Source organism: Pseudomonas sp. Tun-23181 (assembly GCF_057415455.1).
The window spans coordinates 2,119,374-2,139,517 of sequence record NZ_CM171630.1 but is presented as its reverse complement, the minus strand read 5'-3'; the positions used below and the strand labels follow the sequence as shown (position 1 = coordinate 2,139,517).

21 protein-coding genes are annotated in these 20,144 nt (G+C 65.6%); 8 read left to right on the top strand and 13 right to left on the bottom strand.

The features are described from left to right. Positions 1 to 23 precede the first annotated feature (23 nt). From ACDI39_RS10315 to minC, 7 genes are all read right to left on the bottom strand, one after another. A complete protein-coding gene (locus tag ACDI39_RS10315; protein WP_225788259.1) occupies positions 24 to 2,180 on the bottom strand; it encodes a mechanosensitive ion channel family protein in 2,157 nt (718 codons plus the stop codon). Positions 2,181 to 2,227: 47 nt separating this feature from the next. Continuing rightward, on the bottom strand, positions 2,228 to 2,392 hold the full coding sequence (locus ACDI39_RS10310; protein ID WP_225788258.1) for a hypothetical protein: 165 nt from the start codon (positions 2,390 to 2,392) through the stop codon (positions 2,228 to 2,230). Between the two features lie 145 nt (positions 2,393 to 2,537). Continuing rightward, positions 2,538 to 3,827: a M18 family aminopeptidase gene (locus ACDI39_RS10305; RefSeq protein ID WP_486538584.1), complete on the bottom strand. Its 1,290-nt coding sequence runs from the start codon at positions 3,825 to 3,827 to the stop codon at positions 2,538 to 2,540. A 99-nt stretch (positions 3,828 to 3,926) separates the two neighbouring features. Further along, positions 3,927 to 4,562 carry an RluA family pseudouridine synthase gene (locus ACDI39_RS10300; protein ID WP_225788256.1) on the bottom strand — a complete coding sequence of 212 codons (636 nt, stop codon included), beginning with the start codon at positions 4,560 to 4,562 and terminating at the stop codon, positions 3,927 to 3,929. Between the two features lie 143 nt (positions 4,563 to 4,705). Then, complete coding sequence (gene minE, locus ACDI39_RS10295; protein ID WP_021782476.1) at positions 4,706 to 4,960, bottom strand: cell division topological specificity factor MinE; 255 nt, start codon at positions 4,958 to 4,960, stop codon at positions 4,706 to 4,708. Between the two features lie 3 nt (positions 4,961 to 4,963). Continuing rightward, positions 4,964 to 5,776: a septum site-determining protein MinD gene (minD, locus tag ACDI39_RS10290; RefSeq protein ID WP_225788255.1), complete on the bottom strand. Its 813-nt coding sequence runs from the start codon at positions 5,774 to 5,776 to the stop codon at positions 4,964 to 4,966. Positions 5,777 to 5,871: 95 nt separating this feature from the next. Further along, a complete protein-coding gene (gene minC / locus ACDI39_RS10285; protein ID WP_225788254.1) occupies positions 5,872 to 6,630 on the bottom strand; it encodes a septum site-determining protein MinC in 759 nt (252 codons plus the stop codon). A gap of 99 nt (positions 6,631 to 6,729) precedes the next feature. Between minC and ACDI39_RS10280 the strand changes: the two genes are divergently transcribed. Then, positions 6,730 to 7,665, top strand: a complete 936-nt coding sequence (locus tag ACDI39_RS10280) for a lipid A biosynthesis lauroyl acyltransferase (protein WP_225788253.1) — start codon at positions 6,730 to 6,732, stop codon at positions 7,663 to 7,665. A gap of 105 nt (positions 7,666 to 7,770) precedes the next feature. Next, on the top strand, positions 7,771 to 8,925 hold the full coding sequence (locus ACDI39_RS10275; protein WP_253102429.1) for a patatin-like phospholipase family protein: 1,155 nt from the start codon (positions 7,771 to 7,773) through the stop codon (positions 8,923 to 8,925). Positions 8,926 to 8,981: 56 nt separating this feature from the next. Here ACDI39_RS10275 and ACDI39_RS10270 read toward each other — a convergent pair whose 3' ends face one another. Beyond that, entirely contained in the window at positions 8,982 to 9,797 is an 816-nt protein-coding gene (locus ACDI39_RS10270) for an MlaA family lipoprotein (protein WP_225788251.1), read from the bottom strand. Next, positions 9,790 to 11,088, bottom strand: coding sequence for a serine/threonine protein kinase (locus ACDI39_RS10265; RefSeq protein ID WP_253081723.1), 1,299 nt, complete (start codon positions 11,086 to 11,088; stop codon positions 9,790 to 9,792). Before ACDI39_RS10265 ends, ACDI39_RS10270 begins: the two co-directional genes overlap by 8 nt. Before the next feature lie 338 nt (positions 11,089 to 11,426). On the opposite strand from ACDI39_RS10265, the gene ACDI39_RS10260 reads away from it, so the two are divergent. From ACDI39_RS10260 to ACDI39_RS10250, 3 genes are all read left to right on the top strand, one after another. After that, positions 11,427 to 12,275, top strand: coding sequence for a glycine betaine ABC transporter substrate-binding protein (locus ACDI39_RS10260; protein ID WP_225788249.1), 849 nt, complete (start codon positions 11,427 to 11,429; stop codon positions 12,273 to 12,275). Between the two features lie 321 nt (positions 12,276 to 12,596). Beyond that, entirely contained in the window at positions 12,597 to 12,908 is a 312-nt protein-coding gene (locus ACDI39_RS10255; protein WP_225788248.1) for a DUF485 domain-containing protein, read from the top strand. Then, the gene (locus ACDI39_RS10250) at positions 12,905 to 14,569 is read left to right on the top strand and encodes a cation acetate symporter (RefSeq protein ID WP_253081705.1); all 1,665 of its coding nucleotides are present in this window, start codon (positions 12,905 to 12,907) and stop codon (positions 14,567 to 14,569) included. The genes ACDI39_RS10255 and ACDI39_RS10250 overlap by 4 nt, the downstream gene beginning before the upstream one ends. A gap of 65 nt (positions 14,570 to 14,634) precedes the next feature. On the opposite strand, the gene ACDI39_RS10245 is transcribed toward ACDI39_RS10250, so the two are convergent. Next, positions 14,635 to 14,787, bottom strand: coding sequence for a DUF3309 family protein (locus ACDI39_RS10245; protein ID WP_003252624.1), 153 nt, complete (start codon positions 14,785 to 14,787; stop codon positions 14,635 to 14,637). A 211-nt stretch (positions 14,788 to 14,998) separates the two neighbouring features. Here ACDI39_RS10245 and ACDI39_RS10240 point away from each other — a divergent pair, with 211 nt between their 5' ends. The 3 genes from ACDI39_RS10240 (at position 14,999) to csrA (ending at position 16,728) form a co-directional block, all read left to right on the top strand. Next, entirely contained in the window at positions 14,999 to 15,811 is an 813-nt protein-coding gene (locus ACDI39_RS10240) for an SDR family oxidoreductase (RefSeq protein WP_225788246.1), read from the top strand. 271 nt (positions 15,812 to 16,082) lie between these two features. Then, positions 16,083 to 16,415: a YnfA family protein gene (locus ACDI39_RS10235; RefSeq protein ID WP_225788245.1), complete on the top strand. Its 333-nt coding sequence runs from the start codon at positions 16,083 to 16,085 to the stop codon at positions 16,413 to 16,415. Between the two features lie 127 nt (positions 16,416 to 16,542). Beyond that, positions 16,543 to 16,728: a carbon storage regulator CsrA gene (gene csrA, locus ACDI39_RS10230; RefSeq protein ID WP_225788244.1), complete on the top strand. Its 186-nt coding sequence runs from the start codon at positions 16,543 to 16,545 to the stop codon at positions 16,726 to 16,728. A 76-nt stretch (positions 16,729 to 16,804) separates the two neighbouring features. Here csrA and ACDI39_RS10225 read toward each other — a convergent pair whose 3' ends face one another. From ACDI39_RS10225 to ngg, 3 genes are all read right to left on the bottom strand, one after another. Next, positions 16,805 to 17,032 (bottom strand): YheU family protein, encoded by a 228-nt coding sequence (locus tag ACDI39_RS10225; protein ID WP_225788243.1) that lies wholly within the window; start codon positions 17,030 to 17,032, stop codon positions 16,805 to 16,807. 56 nt (positions 17,033 to 17,088) lie between these two features. Continuing rightward, complete coding sequence (locus ACDI39_RS10220; RefSeq protein WP_486538577.1) at positions 17,089 to 18,273, bottom strand: osmoprotectant NAGGN system M42 family peptidase; 1,185 nt, start codon at positions 18,271 to 18,273, stop codon at positions 17,089 to 17,091. Positions 18,274 to 18,398: 125 nt separating this feature from the next. Further along, positions 18,399 to 20,141, bottom strand: a complete 1,743-nt coding sequence (ngg, locus tag ACDI39_RS10215; RefSeq protein ID WP_225788241.1) for an N-acetylglutaminylglutamine synthetase — start codon at positions 20,139 to 20,141, stop codon at positions 18,399 to 18,401. Between the last annotated feature and the right edge of the window lie 3 nt (positions 20,142 to 20,144).

The following is a 20,144-nucleotide window of genomic DNA, read 5'->3' as shown; positions in this document are numbered from 1 at the left end:
GCCGGCGAGGGGGCGAAGCGGCCCTAGCTGCCAGCACCTGCGGCCTCGCTCATTGCGCCGCCGCCGGCCGTCACCACCTGCACCGACAAGCGCGGCGTCGCCAGGTCCAGCCCGGCCTCGTCCAACTGCCGCTTGAGCGCCAGGTTGAACGCCCGCGACACTTCCCACTGCTTGATCGGTGCGGTCTTGAACCGCGCCCGCAGGATCGCCGACCCTGACTCGAAGCTCTCCACCCCCTGCAGCTCCAGCGGCGACCAGATGTTGCGGCGCATCAGCGGGTCGTTGCGCAGTTTCTGCCCCACGTCGCGAATCAGCGTGATGGCCTGGTCGATGTTCATGCTGTGGGGGATGGCCACGCGGAAGATGGCGTAGCCGAACTCCCGCGAGTAGTTCTTGATGCTCTTGATCTCGCTGAACGGAATGGTGTGCACGATGCCGTCGATGTCTCGCAGGCGCACGGTGCGGATGGTCAGGCCTTCGACGGTACCCAGGTGGCCGCCGACGTCCACGTAGTCGTCGATGGCCAGGGAGTCTTCGATGATGATGAACAGGCCGGTGATCAGGTCGGCCACCAGCGACTGCGCACCGAAGCCGATGGCCAGGCCGATGACGCCGGCACCGGCGAGCAGGGGCGTGACGTTCATGCCCATGTTGGCCAGGGCGACGATCACCGCGATGATGAAAATGGCCACGAACATCACGTTGCGGATCAGCGGCATCATCGTTTGCGCCCGGGCATTGGCCATGCCCCGGCGCGACCGCACCAGGGCATGGTGCACGGCGGTGTCGGCGAGGATCCACACCAGCCAGGCGACGATCAGCGTACCGGCCAGGCCCAACAGGCGCAGGCTGACCTCATGCCCCTCGCCCTCGGCGAAGTCGATCATCGACAGGCCCCAGACCCGCAGGCCCAGCTCGATGAACACCAGCCAGATGAACAGGTGCACCAGGGCATAACCGAAGTTGCGCAGGCGCTCGGCATATACTGCCTGGCGCCGGCTGGCCCGCTTGGGATTGTTGGCCTGGCGGCGCACCAGGCCGTTGAGCACCATGCACACCACCACCAGCACCGTGCACATCAGCGACTGGCGCAGGGCCGTGCTGGTGTCGCCGGCGGAGACGAAGGTGGCGAACAGCGAGATGGCCACCAGGATCAGCGCCGGCACGAACCAGAAGCTGCCGAGGATCTCGATGGTATCGCTGAGGGTGCGACGGGTCAGGCGCCGGGACAGGGGCTGGTTGCGGATCAGGTGGGCGATCGGCCGGCGGAAGCGCAGGATGAACAGCCCGGTGCACAGCGCCGCCAGGACGTTGGCCAGGGTCGCCAGGGAATGTGCCAGGTGGCTGCCCAGCGCGGTAGTCATGCGCGGGTCGCTCATCGCCTCGCCGAAGGCGGCGAAGCTACCGATCAGCCACAAGGGGCGGAACGCCTGGCGGCGCAGGATGTACAAGGCACGGTGGCGGTGCGGGCCGTCCAGCAGGGAGAAGGCGATCACGCAGATCGCCGAGAAGCAGGTGCCGACCACCAGGGCATAGGCCAGGACCATGGCCAGCGACTTGCCGAGTGACGGCGGCAGGGCGAAGCTCAAGTACACGGTGAACACCAGGGCCACCAGCCATGGCCCGAGCTTGCGCAGGGCGAAGCGCACCAGGTCCCAGGTGCGCGGGTGTTGCGGCAGTTCCTCGGTCAGGCCGAAGCGCAGGCGCACCCGGTGGCCGATCCAGTTGAACAGGTAGGCCAGCAGGCTCCACACCGCGATGATCGCGGCGAAGCCGAACAGGATCGTCGGCCATTGGTGTACCGGCACCACCAGCGCGGTCAGTTCCGACTGGGCCTGGTCGATCTCCAGGGACCAGCGGCGGAATGGGCTGGCATCGCCGCTGAACTGTTTTTCCAGGTCATGCAGGGCGCCGCCGATCAACCCGAGCACGCCCTGTTCGGCGGGCGGTTGCGATTGCCGGGTGGCGTCGCGCAGCTTCTTCAGGTCGCTCAGCAGCTTGGTCCGCTGCTGGTCGTTCTCCAGGGTCTTGATCACCTCGTCCAGCGACTTGCCCAGCGGCTCGGTGGCTTCGGGCTGCGCTGGCGCGCTAGAGCCGAGCAGACCGGGCAGGCCAGCGGCCTGCACCGGGGCGATGAACAGGAACAGCAGCAGGGTCAGGCAACGCAGGAGGGCAGGCACCGGGAAATCTACCTCAGGTCAAACGATTGCCCGAGTGTAGAGGTTTCTCAGGCCAGTTTCTCGAGGATCTTCCAGCACATGATGCCGATCATGCCGAGGGTGCCGATCCACATCATCAGCACGCCGATGTTGCGCTCGCGCAGGCTGAAGCCGATGGTCAGCAGAAGCAGGCCAGCGAAGACCGGCAGGAACAGGGAAAGGAACGGCGACATGGACAGGGATCCTTCTGTATGGGGGGCCATGTCCTAAGCATAGCGGTTTGGCTTGCCGGGAGGATTGATCGAGGGCAGGTAGGAGGCTGCTGTGCGGCTTGGGCTGGCCTGTTTGCGGGCAGGCCAGCCCAGGCACCGTGATGCTTCAGGGCAACTCGCGGCTACGGTAGAACGCCGTCAGCACCTTCACCAGGTGCGCCAGGTCGTGACTGCCGCACAGCTCGCGGATCGAGTGCATGGCGAAGGTCGGCAGGCCGATGTCGACCGTGCGCACGCCCAGGTGGCTGGCGGTGATCGGGCCGATGGTCGAGCCGCAGCCCATGCCGCTGCGCACCACGAAGCTCTGCACCGGTACCTCTTCGGCCATGCACAGGTGGCGGAAGAAGCCCGCGGTCTCGCTGTTGGTGGCGTAGCGCTGGTTGGTGTTGACCTTGATCACCGGCCCGGCGTTGAGCTTGGGCCCATGGTTGCCGTCGTGCTTGTCGGCGTAGTTGGGGTGCACGCCATGGGCGTTGTCGGCCGAGACCAGCAGCGAGCGCTGGATGGTGCGTACGTAGTCGTCGCCGTCAGGCAGCAGGCGCTGCAGGGTCTGCTCGAGCATCGGGCCGTCGGCGCCGCAGGCCGAGCACGAGCCGACCTCCTCATGGTCGTTGCACACCAGCACGCAGGTCTCGTCGCTGTCGGCGGCCAGCAGCGCCTGCAGGCCGGCGTAGCACGACAGCAGGTTGTCCAGGCGGGCACCGGCGATGAAGTCGCCGTTCAGGCCGACCAGTGCGGCGTCCTGGGTGTCGTAGAAGCTCAGCTCGTAGTCCAGCACCACATCGGCGTTGAGCTGGTGTTCGCGGGCCAGTTGCTCGGTGAGCAGGGCGCGGAAATCGACCCGCTCGTCGCCGGCGACCTGGGCGAGGATCGGCGGCAGTTCGTGCTGCGGGTTGATCGCCCAGCCTTCGTTGGCGGTACGGTTGAGGTGGATGGCCAGGTTGGGAATGATCGCGATCGGCAGCTTGAAGTCCACCAACTGGCTCTCGACCTTGCCATCGCGGCGGAAGGTGACCCGCCCGGCCAGCGACAGGTCGCGGTCGAACCAAGGCGCCAGCAGCGCACCCCCATAGACTTCCACGCCCAGTTGCAGGAAACCCTGGCGCTGCAGCTCGGGTTGCGGCTTGACCCGCAGGCACGGGCTGTCGGTGTGGGCGCCGACCATGCGGATGCCACCCAGCAACGGTGAATGCTTGCCGAGCTTGATGGCGATGATCGAGGAGTCGTTGCGGGTCACGTAATAGCGCCCGCCGGGCACCGTGGCCCAGCTGTCACGCTCGTCCAGGCGCTGGTAACCAGCGGCCTCCAGGCGCAGGGCGAGGCTCGCGGTGGCATGGAAGGGCGTGGGGGAGGCCTTGAGGAAATCGATCAGGCCGGCATTCAGGGAATCGCGCATAACTCACTCCAACAAATCGAGCTGCAAGCCTCAAGCTTCAAGCAAGAGCGCCCACCGGAGCAAGCACCAACGCGATCCGCTCTGGCTTTTTCTTGCAGCTTAAAAAGGTGCCGGGCACTCGAATTTCAATCGTTCACCGGAAACCGGGTGGGTAAAGCCCAGCATGCTCGCATGCAGGCACAGCCGCTCATGAGCCGCCAAGGCCTCGGGGTTGGCATACAGACGGTCGCCCAGCAACGGGTGCCCGATCGACAGCATGTGCACGCGCAACTGGTGCGAGCGCCCGGTGATCGGGGTCAGCTCGACCCGGCAATGGTCGCCGCAGCGCTCGAGGATGCGCCAGAAGGTCAGGGCATGCTTGCCCTGCTCGTGATCCACCACATGGCGCGGCTTGGTCGGCGGGTCGTAGCGCAGGGGCAGGTCGATGCTGCCGCTGTCCAGCGCCGGCTGCCCCCAGCACAGGGCGGTGTAGGCTTTCTCGGTCTCGCGGTCGTGGAACTGGCGCGACAGCTCGCGATGGCTGTCGGCATCGCGGGCCAGCAGGATGATCCCGGAGGTCTCCCAGTCCAGGCGGTGGACGATCAGGGCGTCGGGGTAGCCGTTCTCCTGCAGGCGGGTGATCAGGCAGTCCTTGTTGTCCTCGGCACGGCCCGGCACCGACAGCAGCAGGGTCGGCTTGTTGACCACCAGGATGGCGGCGTCCTCGTGGAGGATCTGGATGTTCGACAGCGGCATTGTCGCAGGTTCTCTAAAGCACTGTGGGAGCGGGCTTGCCCACGAACGGGCCGGTAGGCGCCGTGGAGGATGGCGCCGGTACCGGCCCGTTCGCGGCACAAGGCCGCTCCCACAGGGATCGCGGTGTGCCCGGAAGCGCTGGATCAGCGGTCGGGCAGGGTGATGTTCAGCTCGAGGATCGAGCAACTGCCCTGGTTCTCCAGCTCGATGTGCACGTCGTCGTTGCCGATGTTCACATACTTGCGGATCACTTCGAGCAGTTCTTTTTGCAGGGCTGGCAGGTAGTCCGGCTCGCTGCGCTGGCCTCGCTCGTGCGCCACGATGATCTGTAGACGCTCTTTCGCTACCGACGCGCTGCTCTGTTTCTGTCTGCCACGAAAGAAGTCAAAAAGGTTCATGGTTTATTTGCCTCCAAACAGGCGCGCGAAGAATCCTTGCTTCTGCACATCGATGAACCGCAGTGGCTTCTCTTTACCCAGCAGACGGTCGACCGTGTCGCTATACGCCTGGCCGGCATCGCTCTGGTCATCCAGGATGACCGGGATGCCCTGGTTGGAGGCCTTGAGTACGGCCTGGGATTCGGGGATCACGCCCTTGAGCTTGATGGCCAGGATCTCCTCGACATCGGCGATGCTGAGCATCTCGCCCTTGCTGACGCGCTCGGGGTGGTAACGGGTGATCAACAGGTGTTCCTTGATCGGCTCCTCGCCGTTCTCGGAGCGGCGCGACTTGCTCGAGAGGATGCCCAGCATGCGGTCGGAGTCGCGTACCGAGGAAACTTCCGGGTTGGTCACGACGATCGCTTCGTCGGCGAAGTACATGGCCAGGTGGGCGCCTTTCTCGATACCTGCCGGGGAGTCGCAAATCACGTAGTCGAAGGTTTCCTTCAGTTCCATCAGGACCTTCTCGACGCCTTCCTGGGTCAGCGCGTCCTTGTCGCGGGTCTGGCTGGCGGCCAGGACGTAGAGGTTCTCCAGGCGCTTGTCCTTGATCAGGGCTTGCTGCAGGTTGGCCTCGCCGTTGACGACGTTGACGAAGTCGTACACCACGCGGCGCTCGCAGCCCATGATCAGGTCGAGGTTACGCAGGCCGACGTCGAAGTCGACGATGACTGTCTTGTAGCCACGCAGTGCGAGGCCGGTACCGATAGCGGCGCTGGTGGTGGTCTTGCCCACGCCCCCCTTGCCGGAAGTAACCACGAGAATCTTGGCCAAGGTGTTTCACCCCTAAATAAACGGGACGCGAGTCCCTGCAAATACGAAAAACGGCAACAGCAAAAAAGTTGCGCTAAAAATGGCGGCAGTATCCGTTAAAGACGGGTGATGTTCAACACATCGCCAGACAGGCTGACCTGCACGCCGGCCCCCCACAACGGGTCGCGGCGCAGGTCTTCGCAGACCTTGTACTGGCCGGCGATGGACACCAGTTCCGCAGTCATCTGCTGGCAGAAGATACGCGCCCGGGTATTGCCCTTGATGCCGGCCAGGGCGCGGCCACGCATGGCGCCGTACACATGGATGTTGCCATCGGCGAGAAGTTCCGCACCCGGGCTGACCGAAGCGGTCACCACCAGGTCGCCGCCCTGGGCGTAGATCTGCTGGCCGCCGCGCACTGGCGAGGTGATGATGCGCGTGGGGCGCACCTCGGGTTCCGGCGCTGCCGGGGGGGCTGGCGCGGGCTCGGGCTTCTTCACCTCGGGTTCGGGCTCCAGCGGCCGCTCGCGGGCACCGGAAGGCGGCAGCACCGGCAGGTCGATGGCGATCGCCGCGGCGATGTCCTCGATGCGGTTGGCGCGGATCGCCAGGGTGCGCAGGCCGTGATGGCGACAGATGCGCATCAGCCCGGGCAGGTCGATCGCCCCTTCGCCGGCCGGCAGCTTGTCCAGGGCCAGCACCAGCGGCGTGTTGCTGAAGAAATTGGGGGCCTGGGCCACTTTCGCCGCCAGTTGCAGGTCGAGGGCTTCGAGGTCGTTGCGCGCGAGTTCCAGCACGGTGATGGCAAGCATGCTGCCCTTGAGCTGGAACACGGAGGCGATATCGGGTGTCTGGTTGAGGCTCATGGTCTGCATAGACGGCTTGTTGCGGAAAAAGTGCCCTGACTTATAGCGATAAGACCCGTTGGCCGCAACCGATGTAGAATGCCCACCTTTGTCTTTCCGGAAGCTTCAATGGAACGCCCGCGTTTTCGTCCCTCTTTCCTTCACCCGCGATTCTGGGGCCTGTGGCTGGGGCTCGGCCTGCTGTGGCTGGTGGCCCAGTTGCCGTACCGCGCCCTGCTGTGGCTCGGCCGTGCCCTGGGCGCGCTGATGTACCGGGTGGCCGGCGAGCGTCGGCGTATCGCCGCCCGCAACCTGGAGCTGTGTTTTCCTGAACTGTCCGGCGACGAACGGCAGCGTTTGCTGAAGGAAAACTTCGCCTCCACCGGCATCGCCTTCTTCGAGATGGCCATGAGCTGGTGGTGGCCCAAGGCCAGGCTGGCACGCCTGGCCCACATCGAAGGGCTGGAGCACCTGCAGGATGCCCAGCGCGAAGGGCAGGGCGCGATCCTCATGGCCGTGCACTTCACCACCCTGGAGATCGGCGCCGCGCTCCTGGGTCAGGCCCATACCATCGACGGCATGTACCGCGAGCATGGCAACCCGGTGTTCGACTACATCCAGCGCAGCGGCCGCGAGCGCCATAACCTCGACTCCCTGGCGGTGGAGCGCGAGGACGTACGCGGCATGCTCAAGCTGCTGCGCGCCGGCCGGGCGATCTGGTACGCCCCGGACCAGGACTACGGCGCCAAGCAGAGCCTGTTCGTGCCGTTGTTCGGCATTCCGGCAGCGACGGTCACCGCCACCACCAAGTTCGCCCGCCTGGGCAAGGCTCGGGTGATTCCCTTCACCCAGAAGCGCCTGGAAGACGGCAGCGGCTACCGCCTGGTGATCCACCCGCCGCTGGCGGACTTCCCCGGCGAGAGCGAAGAGGCCGATTGCCTGCGGATCAACCAATGGGTCGAAAGCGTGCTGCGCGAGTGCCCCGAGCAGTACCTGTGGGCGCACCGGCGCTTCAAGTCGCGACCGCCAGGGGAGGCGCGGCTGTATGACAAGAAGAAGCGTTGAGATGCGTGGCCTGCGCCGGCGATGGGGCGCGAAGCGGCCCTAAATGGCAGTTGAGCGTCATGGCTGACTGGCTTCGGTACTGACACCCCACCAGGGAGGCATTCGATGGCTTCACCCCCCACCACCGGCCTGATTCTCTCCGGCGGCGGTGCCCGCGCCGCCTACCAGGTCGGTGTGCTGGCCGGCATCGCCGAGCTGCTGCCAGCCGGTGCGGCCAACCCCTTCCCGGTGATCGTCGGCACCTCGGCAGGTGCCATCAATGCCGTGACCCTGGCCAGTGGCGCCACCCGTTTCACTGAGGCGGTTCAGCGGCTCACCGCCTTCTGGCAGCACTTTCGCAGCCACCTGGTGCTGCGCAGCGACTGGCCCGGGGTGATCCGCCAGGCCAGCCGCTTCGTCAGCCACAACCTGCTGGGCCTGGGGGGCCAGGTGCCGGTGGCCCTGCTCGACAGCAGCCCGCTGCGCTCGCTGCTGCAGTCGCACCTGGACCTGGACGGCATCACCCATGCCCTGGCCGCCGGGCAACTGCGGGCTGTCGCCATCACCGCGTTTGGCTACGAGTCCGGCCAGGCGGTGACGTTCTACCAGGGCCGTGGCGCCATCGAGCCCTGGCTGCGCCACCGGCGTATCGGCCTGCCGACGGCCCTGACCATCGAGCACCTGCTGGCCAGCGCGGCGATCCCGCTGCTGTTCGCTCCGGTCAAGCTCGGCGAGGAGTACTTCGGCGACGGTGCGGTGCGCCAGTCGGCACCGATCAGCCCGGCGCTGCACCTGGGCGCCAGCCGCGTGCTGGTGGTCGGGGTCAGCGGCAACCCACAGCGGCCCGCGCCTCCCTTGCCGACCCAGCGGGTCTTCAGCGGCCAGCAACCGAGCCTGGCGCAGATCGGTGGGCACATGCTCAACAGCACCTTCATCGACAGCCTGGAGGACGATATCGAGCTGCTCCAGCGCCTGAACCACCTGAGCCACCTGTTGCCGGCCCACCTCGACGCCCGACGCCTGGGGCTGGCGCCGATCGAGGTGCTGGTGGTGGCGCCCAGCCAGCCGCTGGACGAGATCGCCGCGCGGCATCGGCGCGAGCTGCCGGCGGCGTTGCGCCTGTTCCTGCGTGGGCCGGGCGCGACCCGTACCAGCGGGGCAGGGGTACTCAGCTACCTGCTGTTCGAGGCCAGCTATTGCAGCGAATTGATCGAACTGGGGCGCAAGGATGCCCTGGCCAAGCGACGGGAGCTGTGCCAGTTCCTGGGGCTGGCGGGGTAGCTGCCGAGCCAGCGGCCTTGGGGCCGCTTCACGCCCCAGGCGAACAGGGCGGCACCTTACTCGGCGATCTGCAGCTTCCTCGCCTGGGTATACACGTACCGCACCTTCTCGTACTCGAACGGCGAGTTGAGCTGCCCATAGCGGAAGTTGGTCGTGTAGCGCTTGTCCACCGCGCGCAACACGGTGATCTCCGGGTGGTCGCTGCTGGCCTCGGCCACATTGAGGAAGTTGGCCTCCTGCTCGCCCACGTAGTCCACCACCAGCCCGGCGGTATCGCGCAGGTTCGACGGCCCGAGGATCGGCAGCATGATGTACGGCCCGTTGGGGACGCCATAGAAGCCCAGGGTCTGGCCGAAGTCCTCGCTCTGCCGTGGCAGGCCCATCTTCGTGGCCGGGTCCCATAGCCCGCCGACGCCGATGATGGTGTTGAACATCAGCCGTGCGGTGATTTCCGCCGAGCGCTTGCCCTTGAGCTGCAGCAGGCTGTTGAACAGGTTGGGCACGTCGCCCAGGTTGTTGAAGAAGTTGCTCACCCCCGTGCGCACGAAGCGCGGGGTGACATAGCGGTAGCCGTCCACCACCGGCAGCATCACCCACTGGTCGAAGCGGTAGTTGAAGTGGTAGATGCGCCGGTTCATCGACTCCAGCGGGTCATAGACGTTCAGTGCGGTCAGGGTCGAGCGCTCGAACTCGCGCTGGTCGAGCCCGGGGTTGAACTTCAGCTCGCGCAGTGGATCGAGGAAGCCGTCGGTTTCCACGGCCGGTGTGTCGATCGGGTCGGCCTCGACCACGCTGGTCCGTGGCGCGGTCTCCGCCGCCAGGGCATTGCCGGCGGCGAACAGGGCGGTGACGAGCAGCAGTTTGTTAACCACGGAAGAACTCCAGCATGGCGTCGCTGTTGACGCGGTAGTTGAGGTTGCCGCAATGGCCGCCATGGGGGTACAGGGTCAGGCGATCGCCGAACACCCTGCGCAGAAAGCCGATGTCGCCGGGGCCGAGGATGACATCGTCGGCGTTGTGCATCACGGCGATCTTCGTGCTTTGGCGCAGGTAGTCCTCCAGGGCGTAGAGGCTGGCCTGGTCGATCAGTTGCAGGATGCTGCCGCCGTCGGTGCGGGCGCGCCACATGGGGATCACCTGCTCGGTCATGTAGCACTCGAAATCACACTGCAAGGCACGCTTGAAGAACGGCGTGAGGCTGCTGCCCTCGGTGATCGGGTACTTCGGCGGGGTGATCAGCCCACGACGGTTGATCAGGTCGGAGGTGAAGGCGATGTCGGCCGCCGAGAAACGGAACGAGGTGCCGATCAGCATGGCCATCTGTTCGTTGGACAGGTGTTGGCGGGACTTCTGGAAGTCGTAGAGCAAGGCTTCGTTGAGGTCGATGTAGCCCTTTTCCTGGAAGTAGAGCGTGAGCTTTTCCAGCATCAGCTCGTAGAAGGTGGTGCTGCGGTCGATGCCCCTGACCCGCGTCTGCACCAGCTTGTCCAGGTTGCTGACCGAGGTGTACAGGTTGACCGGTGGGTTGAGCAGCAGCACACGCTTGAAGTTGAAGCTGCGCCGGGTTTCGTCCAGGTGGCTGACGAAGGCGGCGTCGAGGGCGCCGAGGCTGTAGCCGGTGAGGTTGAAATCGCTGACCGGCAGGCGCGGATGTTGGGCACGCACGGCCTGCATGACCCGGTACAGGTCCTCGGCATCCTCGCTGCTGATGCCAGGGGTGGCGAAGCGCGAGGCGGCGCTCATGAAGTCCCAGCTGGTGGGCGACGACAATTGCACCACGTGGTAGCCGGCCTGGTAGAACAGCTTCTTCAGGTATTCGTTGATGGTGCTGGTGTAGGGCGCGCCGGTGCCGGCGATGATGAAGATCAGCGGCGCCTCGCGGTCCTGGCGGGCCAGGCGGTACTTGAGCTTTTTCACCGGCCAGAAGTTGGCCGGTAGGTTGAAGGTTCGCTCCGGGCGCAGGTTCAGGCTGTAGTCGGCCTGGGTGATGTCCTCGTCGCTGGGCAGGGTAGGGCGTTGGTCCGGCGGCGTGGTGGCGATGGTTGCCTCGAACGGGTTGGTCAAGGGGTAGCCGTAGCTGGCGGCGTCGATATCCCGCGCCGAGGCGGCCGCAGCCAGGAGCAGGCCGCCGAGCAGGGCGGCGAGGCGCAAGGGTCGAAACATGAATTCCCCCAAAGAGATCGGCAAGGCGAAGCGATGACGAGCCTAGGACCGCAACGAACAGGGCAAAGTTGCCCATCGCCCCGCCATTTGTTGCACCAGATGTTGCCGCGAAGGTCTACGGCGCGGCAATGCTCGTTCTGTGGAACATAGCGCAAAGTGATGATTTTGCCTGGGCAGCGGGCCGCAGGCATGCAAGGATCGCGCAGGCTGGCGGGGCGATCTGGCGTTAATGGCGAAATGCTGTCGCTTACTGTTCGGTGAAGGTCGCTGACAGAGCAGGTCGCCTCGTGTGGCAGGTTGATGATGCAGTTTCCGAGACCTGACGAGGGGATGCTTTGATGAAAATGCGACGTTTCCTGGGCGTGGGGACAGCCCTGGTATTGGCCATGAGCGCTGCGCAGGCGATGGCCAAGCAAGTGAGCATAGGTTACGTGGATGGTTGGTCCGACAGCGTGGCGACCACCTTCGTGGCCGCCGAAGTGATCAAGCAGAAACTCGGTTATGACGTGGACCTCAAGCCCGTCGCCACCGGCATCATGTGGCAGGGCGTGGCCACCGGCAAGCTCGATGCCATGCTGTCGGCCTGGCTGCCGGTGACCCACGGCGAATACTGGGCCAAGAACAAGGACAAGGTGGTCGACTACGGCCCCAACTTCACGGATGCCAAGATCGGCCTGATCGTGCCCGAGTACGTCAAGGCCGCCAGTATCGGCGACCTCAAGACCGATGACAGCTTCAAGCACAAGATCGTCGGCATCGACGCCGGCTCCGGCGTGATGCTCAAGACCGACCAGGCGATCAAGGACTACGCCCTGGACGGCTACAAGCTGCAGGCCAGCTCCGGTGCGGCGATGACCGCCGAGCTCGGGCGTGCCTATGCCAAGCAGCAGTCCATCGCCGTGACCGGCTGGGTGCCGCACTGGATGTTCGCCAAGTGGAAGCTCAAGTTCCTCGAAGACCCACAGGGCGTGTATGGCGCTGCCGAGACGGTCAACAGCATCGGCAGCAAGGAATTGGCGAGCAAGGCACCGGAAGTGGTCGAGTTCCTCAAGAACTTCCACTGGCAGTCCAAGGACGAGATCGGCGAGGTGATGCTGGCGATCCAGGAAGGCGCCAAGCCCGAGGCGGCGGCCAAGGACTGGGTGGCCAAGCACCCGGAGCGGGTGAAGGCGTGGACCGGCAAGTGATCGGCTGGTATTGAGCGATCATCCAGGGCCGCTTCGCGCCCATCGCCGGCAAGCCGGCTCCCACAGGGACCGAGTCGACCACATATGATGCGGTTTGCAGGGGCCATGTGGGAGCCGGCTTGCCGGCGATGGGGCGCGAAGCGGCCCCGGCATGACAAAGCCCTACCTGGCCGGCCTTGGGCCTTGCTGTGCCCCCCAGGTTGTTACCGATCCTGCAAAACAGTTTCTCATCTAAGACTAAGGTCGTCTGGTTGGTGTCCATCGGCAGCATAAAGTAAGGGCGGGTTCTCCCTTATTTGTGTTGCTGCTAGGACAAAAACAATGAACGACAGCATCTACCAATCGATACAGAACAGTCCGCGCTTCAAGGAACTTGTCACCAAGCGCGAGCGTTTCGCCTGGATCCTCTCGGCGATCATGCTCGGCCTGTATTGCGCCTTCATCCTCCTCATCGCCTACGGTCCGCAGGTACTGGGCGCCAAGCTCAGTGTCGGCTCGTCGATCACCTGGGGTATCCCCCTGGGCGTCGGCCTGATCGTCTCGGCATTCATCCTCACCGCCATCTACGTGCGTCGCGCCAATGGCGAGTTCGATGAGCTGAACAAGGAAATCCTCAAGGAGGCGCAGCAATGATCCGCCAAACCAAAGCCTTGGCCGCGCTGGCCTTCGGTGCCTTCGCACCCGCCGTGTGGGCCGCCGACGCCCTGACCGGCGAGGTGCACAAGCAGCCGCTCAACGTCTCGGCGATCGTCATGTTCCTGGCCTTCGTCTGCTTCACCCTGGGGATTACCTACTGGGCCTCCAAACGTAACAAGTCGGCGTCCGACTATTATGCCGCCGGCGGCCGTATCACGGGCTTCCAGAACGGCCTGGCGATCGCCGGCGACTACATGTCGGCGGCCTCCTTCCTGGGGATTTCCGCCCTGGTGTTCACCTCCGGCTACGACGGCCTGATCTACTCGATCGGCTTCCTGGTCGGCTGGCCGATCATCCTCTTCCTGATCGCCGAGCGCCTGCGCAACCTGGGCAAGTACACCTTCGCCGACGTGGCCTCGTACCGCCTTGGGCAGAAGGAGATCCGCACCCTGTCGGCCTCTGGCTCGCTGGTGGTGGTGGCGTTCTACCTGATCGCCCAGATGGTCGGTGCCGGCAAGCTGATCCAGCTGCTGTTCGGCCTGGACTACCACGTCGCGGTGATCCTGGTGGGTATCCTGATGTGCCTGTACGTGCTGTTCGGCGGCATGCTGGCCACCACCTGGGTACAGATCATCAAAGCCGTGCTGCTGCTCTCCGGTGCCAGCTTCATGGCGCTGATGGTGATGAAGCACGTGGGCTTCGACTTCAACACCCTGTTCTCCGAAGCGATCAAGGTGCACGCCAAGGGTGAGGCGATCATGAGCCCGGGCGGCCTGGTCAAGGACCCGATCTCGGCGTTCTCCCTGGGCCTGGCGCTGATGTTCGGTACCGCCGGCCTGCCGCACATCCTGATGCGCTTCTTCACCGTCAGCGACGCCAAGGAAGCGCGCAAGAGCGTGCTCTACGCCACTGGCTTCATCGGCTACTTCTACATCCTGACCTTCATCATCGGCTTCGGCGCGATCCTGCTGGTCAGCACCAACCCGGACTTCAAGGACGCCGCCGGCGCCCTGATCGGCGGTAACAACATGGCAGCGGTGCACCTGGCCAACGCCGTGGGTGGCAGCGTGTTCCTCGGCTTCATCTCGGCGGTGGCCTTCGCCACTATCCTGGCGGTGGTCGCGGGCCTGACCCTGGCCGGTGCCTCGGCGGTGTCCCATGACCTGTACGCCAGCGTCTGGCGCAAGGGCAAGGCCAACGACAAGGACGAGATCCGCGTGTCGAAGATCACCACCATCGCCCTGGGCGTGCTGGCGATCGGCCTGGGCATCCTGTTCGAGAACCAGAACATCGCCTTCATGGTCGGTCTGGCCTTCTCCATCGCTGCCAGCTGCAACTTCCCGGTGCTGCTGCTCTCGATGTACTGGAAGAAACTGACCACCCGTGGCGCCATGATCGGCGGCTGGATGGGCCTGGTCAGCGCGGTGGGCCTGATGGTCCTCGGCCCGACCATCTGGGTGCAGATCCTCGGCCACGAGAAGGCGATCTACCCGTACGAGTACCCGGCGCTGTTCTCCATGATCATCGCCTTCATCGGCATCTGGTTCTTCTCGGTCACCGACAAGTCCAAGGCCGCCGACGAAGAGCGTGCGCTGTTCTTCCCGCAGTTCGTGCGTTCGCAGACTGGTCTGGGGGCCTCCGGCGCCGTCTCCCACTGATAGCGCAGGCCTGACGGCAAGCCGCAAGCGAGTGCCTGGTGCACTGGCTTGCGGTTTTTTCTTTTCTAGATCATGCCCAGCAACAACAGCACCAGCAGGATCACCAGCACCACGCCGATGATGCCGGAGGGGCCATAGCCCCAACTGCGCGAGTGAGGAAAGACCGGTAAGCCACCAATCAACAGCAGGATCAGGATGATGATGAGGATCGTGGTCATGGCGGAGTCCTTGCGTGGTTGAGGGTCAAGGGCCTCGGAATGCTGGCCTCTTGATAATTCCGACTGGGGGCGATGGCTAAAGATTCCATTTGCGGTCAGTTGGGGCTGCTCTGCAGCCATGCTCCTGCATTCACCAGCCTGATAGCAGCGCCCTGCACGCCAGGCCTTGTATAGACTCCCTCCATCACCTGTCAGCACAAGGCTTGCCACCATGCACGACCGCATCATGATCACCGGAGCCGGCTCCGGCCTCGGCCGCGAGATTGCCCTGCGCTGGGCCCGCGATGGCTGGCGCCTGGCGCTGGCAGACGTCAACGAGGCCGGGCTGCGCCAGACCCTCGAACGGGTCCGCGAGGCCGGTGGCGACGGTTTCGCCCAGCGTTGCGACGTGCGCGACTACAGCCAGCTCACCGCCCTGGCCCAGGCCTGCGAGGAGCAGTTCGGCGGCATCGACGTGATCGTCAACAACGCCGGGGTGGCCTCGGGCGGTTTCTTCGCCGAGCTGTCCCTGGAGGACTGGGACTGGCAGATCGCGGTCAACCTGATGGGCGTGGTCAAGGGCTGCAAGGCTTTCCTGCCGCTACTCGAGCGCAGCAAGGGGCGGATCGTCAACATCGCCTCCATGGCTGCGCTGATGCAGGGGCCGGGGATGAGCAACTACAACGTGGCCAAGGCCGGCGTGCTGGCCCTCTCGGAGAGCTTGCTGGTCGAGTTGCGCGCGTTGGACGTGGCGGTGCATGTGGTGTGCCCATCGTTCTTCCAGACCAACCTGCTCGACTCCTTCCGTGGGCCGAACCCGGCCATGAAGGCCCAGGTCGGCAAGCTGCTGGAGGGTTCGCCGATCAGCGCCGCCGAGATCGCCGACTACATCCATGCCCAGGTGGCCGCTGGGGTGTTTCTCATCCTGCCCCATGAGGCTGGGCGCCAGGCCTGGGAGTTGAAGCGTCAGGCGCCGGCGCGGCTGTATGACGAGATGGCCGACATGGCGGCGAAGATGCGGGCCAAGGGGCGTAGTGGTACCTGATGTATCTTGGGGCCGCTGTGCGGCCCATCGCCGGCAAGCCGGCTCCCAGGGGATGTGGGTCATTCTTCAGATCAGGCTCCCAGGGAGGTGGGCCATTCTTCAGATCAGCGCTATCCCTGTGGGAGCGAGCTTGCCCGCGATGGGCTGCAACGCAGCCCCAAGGACCCTGACTGACCGGTGCTGGAGCGTACCTTGCGCGAACCGGACGCTCTGGCCAGGGCGCTCGATCAGGTATGCTGTGCGCCGCTTTGGACTGGCAAGGGTGCCTGGCGTGATCAATTACCTGTGGTTCTTCCTGGCGGCGATGTTCGAGATCGCCGGCTGCTATGCCTTCTACCTGTGGCTGCGGCTGGGCAAGAGTGCCTGGTGGCTGCTGCCGGCGCTGGTCAGCCTGACCTTGTTCGGGCTGATCCTCACCCGCGTCGAGGCCGCCTATGCCGGTCGGGCCTACGCCGCCTATGGCGGTATCTACATCGTCTCCTCGCTGCTCTGGCTGGCGCTGGTGGAGCGGGCGCGGCCACTGGGCAGCGACTGGATCGGCGCACTGCTGTGCGTCGTCGGGGCGACCATCATCGTGTTCGGGCCACGGCTGCAACAGGGCTGAAACCAGGCGATTTCTGTAGGGATAGTTACCCGTCTGCGTAGGCTGCGTCTATTTAATGGGTGAAGTGTTGAGTGGCCGAATGTACCCGATGCAGTCTCCGATTTTCCCTTGGGTGGAGGATCGGATCATGCTGGTTATAGGGCGCGAAGTCGGGCAGGTCATCAACATCGGTGACGACATCCAGCTCAAGATCATGGCGATCGATGGCGGTGTGGTGCGTTTCGGCATCAGTGCGCCGCGCCAGGTCCAGGTGCATCGGGCGGAGGTCTACAGGCGCATCAAGGAGAAGGCCGAGCGGCAGGCCGATGGCTGACAGGGGGCTATTCGCGGCCCCAAATGGCAACTCGAAGTCTTGACTGACCGTATTGAGCAAGCCAACCGCTTCCCCGCTACTCAAGCCACTCCCGCGGCACCTCATGCCGGGCCAGCAGTTGGCACTGCTGGCTCTCGGGGTCGAACAGGATGAATGCCTGCCCCTTGGCCAGGGCCTGGCGTACCCGCAGCACGCGGGTTTCCAGCGGCGTGTCGTCACCGTTGTCGGTGCCGTCGCGGGTGACGAAGTCCTCGATCAGGCGGGTCAGGGTTTCGGCTTGCAGTTGGTCGTAGGGGATCAGCATGGCGGGCAGGGTTCGTTCATGAATGCCGCCATGCTACGCCAAACCCGCCGGGGGCATCAGTTTTTGTTGCCCAGCAGGCTGTCCACCGCCGGGACCCGGGTATCGCTTTCCATCTGCGCGTCGTGCTCCAACTGGTGGCTGAAGCGCTCGAGGGAGGCATTGGCCGGTTGCGAGTCGCTGGCGAACACCGGCGGGCTGAGCAGGTAGCCGGTCAGCAGGCGGCTGAGCGCTGCCAGGCTGTCGATGTGGGTACGCTCGTAGCCGTGGGTGGCGTCGCAACCGAAGGCCACCAGGGCGGTGCGGATGTCGTGGCCAGCAGTCACCGCCGAGTGGGCATCGCTGAAGTAGTAGCGGAACAGGTCGCGGCGCACCGGCAGGTCCTGGTCGGCGGCGAGCTTGAGCAAATGGCGCGACAGGTGATAGTCGTAGGGCCCGGAGGAGTCCTGCATGGCCACGCTCACCGCATGCTCGCTGGAGGCCTGGCCCGGTGCCACTGGGGCGATGTCGATGCCGACGAATTCGCTGACGTCCCAGGGCAGCGCCGCGGCGGCGCCGGAGCCGGTCTCCTCGGTGATGGTGAACAGCGGGTGGCAGTCGATCAGCGGCTGGCGGCCGCTCTCCACAACGGCCTTGAGCGCCGCCAGCAGCGCCGCCACGCCGGCCTTGTCGTCCAGGTGTCGGGCACTGATGTGGCCGCTCTCGGTGAACTCCGGCAGCGGGTCGAAGGCGACGAAGTCGCCGATGGCGATGCCCAGCGCCTCGCAGTCGGCGCGGGTGGTGCAGTAGGCGTCCAGGCGCACTTCCACGTGTTCCCAACTGATCGGCATCTGGTCGATGGCGGTATTGAAGGCATGCCCGCTGGCCATCAGCGGTAGCACGCTGCCCCGGTACACGCCGGTGTCGGTGAACACACTGACCCGGCTGCCTTCGGCGAAGCGGCTGGACCAGCAGCCTACCGGCGCCAGGGCCAGGCGGCCGTTGTCGAGCAGTTGGCGCACGCTGGCGCCGATGGTGTCCAGGTGCGCCGAGACGGCGCGGTCGGGCGAACTCTGCCGGCCCTTGACGGTGGCACGGATGGTGCCCCGGCGGGTCAGCTCGAAGGGGATGCCCATCTCGTCCAGGCGTTCGGCCACATAGCGCACGATGGTGTCGGTGAAGCCGGTAGGGCTGGGGATGGCGAGCATCTCCAGGAGGACTTTCTTCAGGTAGTCCAGGTCGGGTTCGGGATGTCGGTCCGGCATGTCCATTCCTCTGTTGGCATGGGCTGGGTGATGCATGGCTGACGCCTGTGGAGGGGGCACTTCGTGGGAGCGGCCTTGTGTCGCGAAAGGGCCGCTCCCACGAAGGCTGCTCCTGCAAGCGTGCGTCAGGCCAGCGGCCGGCTGTGCGGGAACAGCAGGTCGACGAAGCGTTCGGCGGTAGGTTGCGGTTCGTGGTTGGCCAGGCCGACCCGTTCGTTGGCCTCGATGATCACGTAGTCCGGCTGGCTGGCGTCGCGCACCATCAGGTCGAGGCCCACCACTGGGATGTCCAGGGCACGGGCGGCGCGTACCGCGGCATCGGCCAGCACTGGGTGCAGGCGCTCGGTGACGTCCTCCAGGGTGCCGCCGGTGTGCAGGTTGGCGGTGCGGCGCACGGCCAGCCGCTGGCCGGCTGGCAACACGCTCGTATAGTCAAGGCCCACGGCGCGCAGGGTGCGCTCGGTTTCCTCGTCCACCGGGATACGGCTCTCGCCACCGGTGGCAGCCTGGCGCCGACGGCTCTGGGCTTCGATCAGCGCGCCGATGCTGTGCTTGCCGTCGCCGGTCACCTGGGCCGGATGGCGGATCGCCGCGGCGACCACTTCGAAGCCGATCACCACGATGCGCAGGTCCAGCCCCGGGTGGTAGCTCTCCAGCAGCACGCGGCTGTCGAAGCGGCGAGCCTGCTCGATGGCCTGGCTGACCTCCTCATGGCTGCGCAGATCGACTGCCACGCCCTGGCCTTGCTCGCCATCCACTGGCTTGACCACCACTGCGTGGTGTTCTTCGAGAAAGGCCAGGTTGTCGTCGGCATTGCCCGCCAGCTGTTGCACCGGCACCTGCAGGCCGGCGGCCTGCAGGGCGTGCTGGGTCAGGCGCTTGTCCTGGCAGAGGGTCATGCTCACGGCGCTGGTCAGGTCACTCAACGATTCCCTGCACCGGACCCGGCGCCCGCCGAGGCTCAGGGTGAACAGGCCGGCGGCGGCATCGTCCACCTGCACCTCGATGCCCCGGCGGAAGGCTTCGTCGACGATGATCCGGGCATAGGGGTTGAGCTCGGCCTCGGGGCCGGGGCCGAGGAACAGCTGCTGGTTGATGCCGTTCTTGCGCTTGACGGCGAAGGTCGGCAGGTTGCGAAACCCCAGCTTCTGGTACAGGCGCTTGGCCTGGCGGTTGTCGTGCAGCACCGACAGGTCGAGGTAGGCGAGGCCGCGGCTCATGAAGTGCTCGATCAAGTGGCGTACCAGCACCTCGCCGACGCCTGGGCGGCTGCACTGCGGGTCGACCGCCAGGCACCACAGGCTGCAGCCATGCTCCGGGTCGTCGAAGGCTTTGTCGTGGTTCAGCCCCATGACACTGCCGATCACCGCACCGGTGTCTTCGTCCTCGGCCAGCCAGTACACCGGCCCGCCGAGGTGACGCGGGGTGAGCAGCTCGGGGTCGACCGGCAGCATGCCGCGAGCCTGGTACAGGGCGTTGATCGCCTGCCAGTCGGCCTCGGCCTGCGCCCGGCGGATACGAAAGCCGCGGAACACCCGTTGCGCCGGGCGGTAGTCGGTGAACCACAGGCGCAGGGTGTCCGACGGGTCGAGGAACAGTTGCTGTGGGGCTTGGGCCAGCACCTGCTGGGGGGCGGCCACGTACAAGGCGATGTCGCGCTCGCCAGGGCGTTCGTCGAGCAGCGCCTCGGCGAGCACGGCCGAGTCAGGGTAGGTGTGGCCGATCAGCAGGCGGCCCCAGCCGCAGTGCACGGCACGCGGCTGGTCGTGGGGTTCGCTGCCGTCGCCGGCCAGGCGCGCCTGCAGGCGCTCGTACGAAGGGGCTTGCCCGCGAAGAAGGCGCTGACCGTAGGCAGTATGGGCTTTCATCGG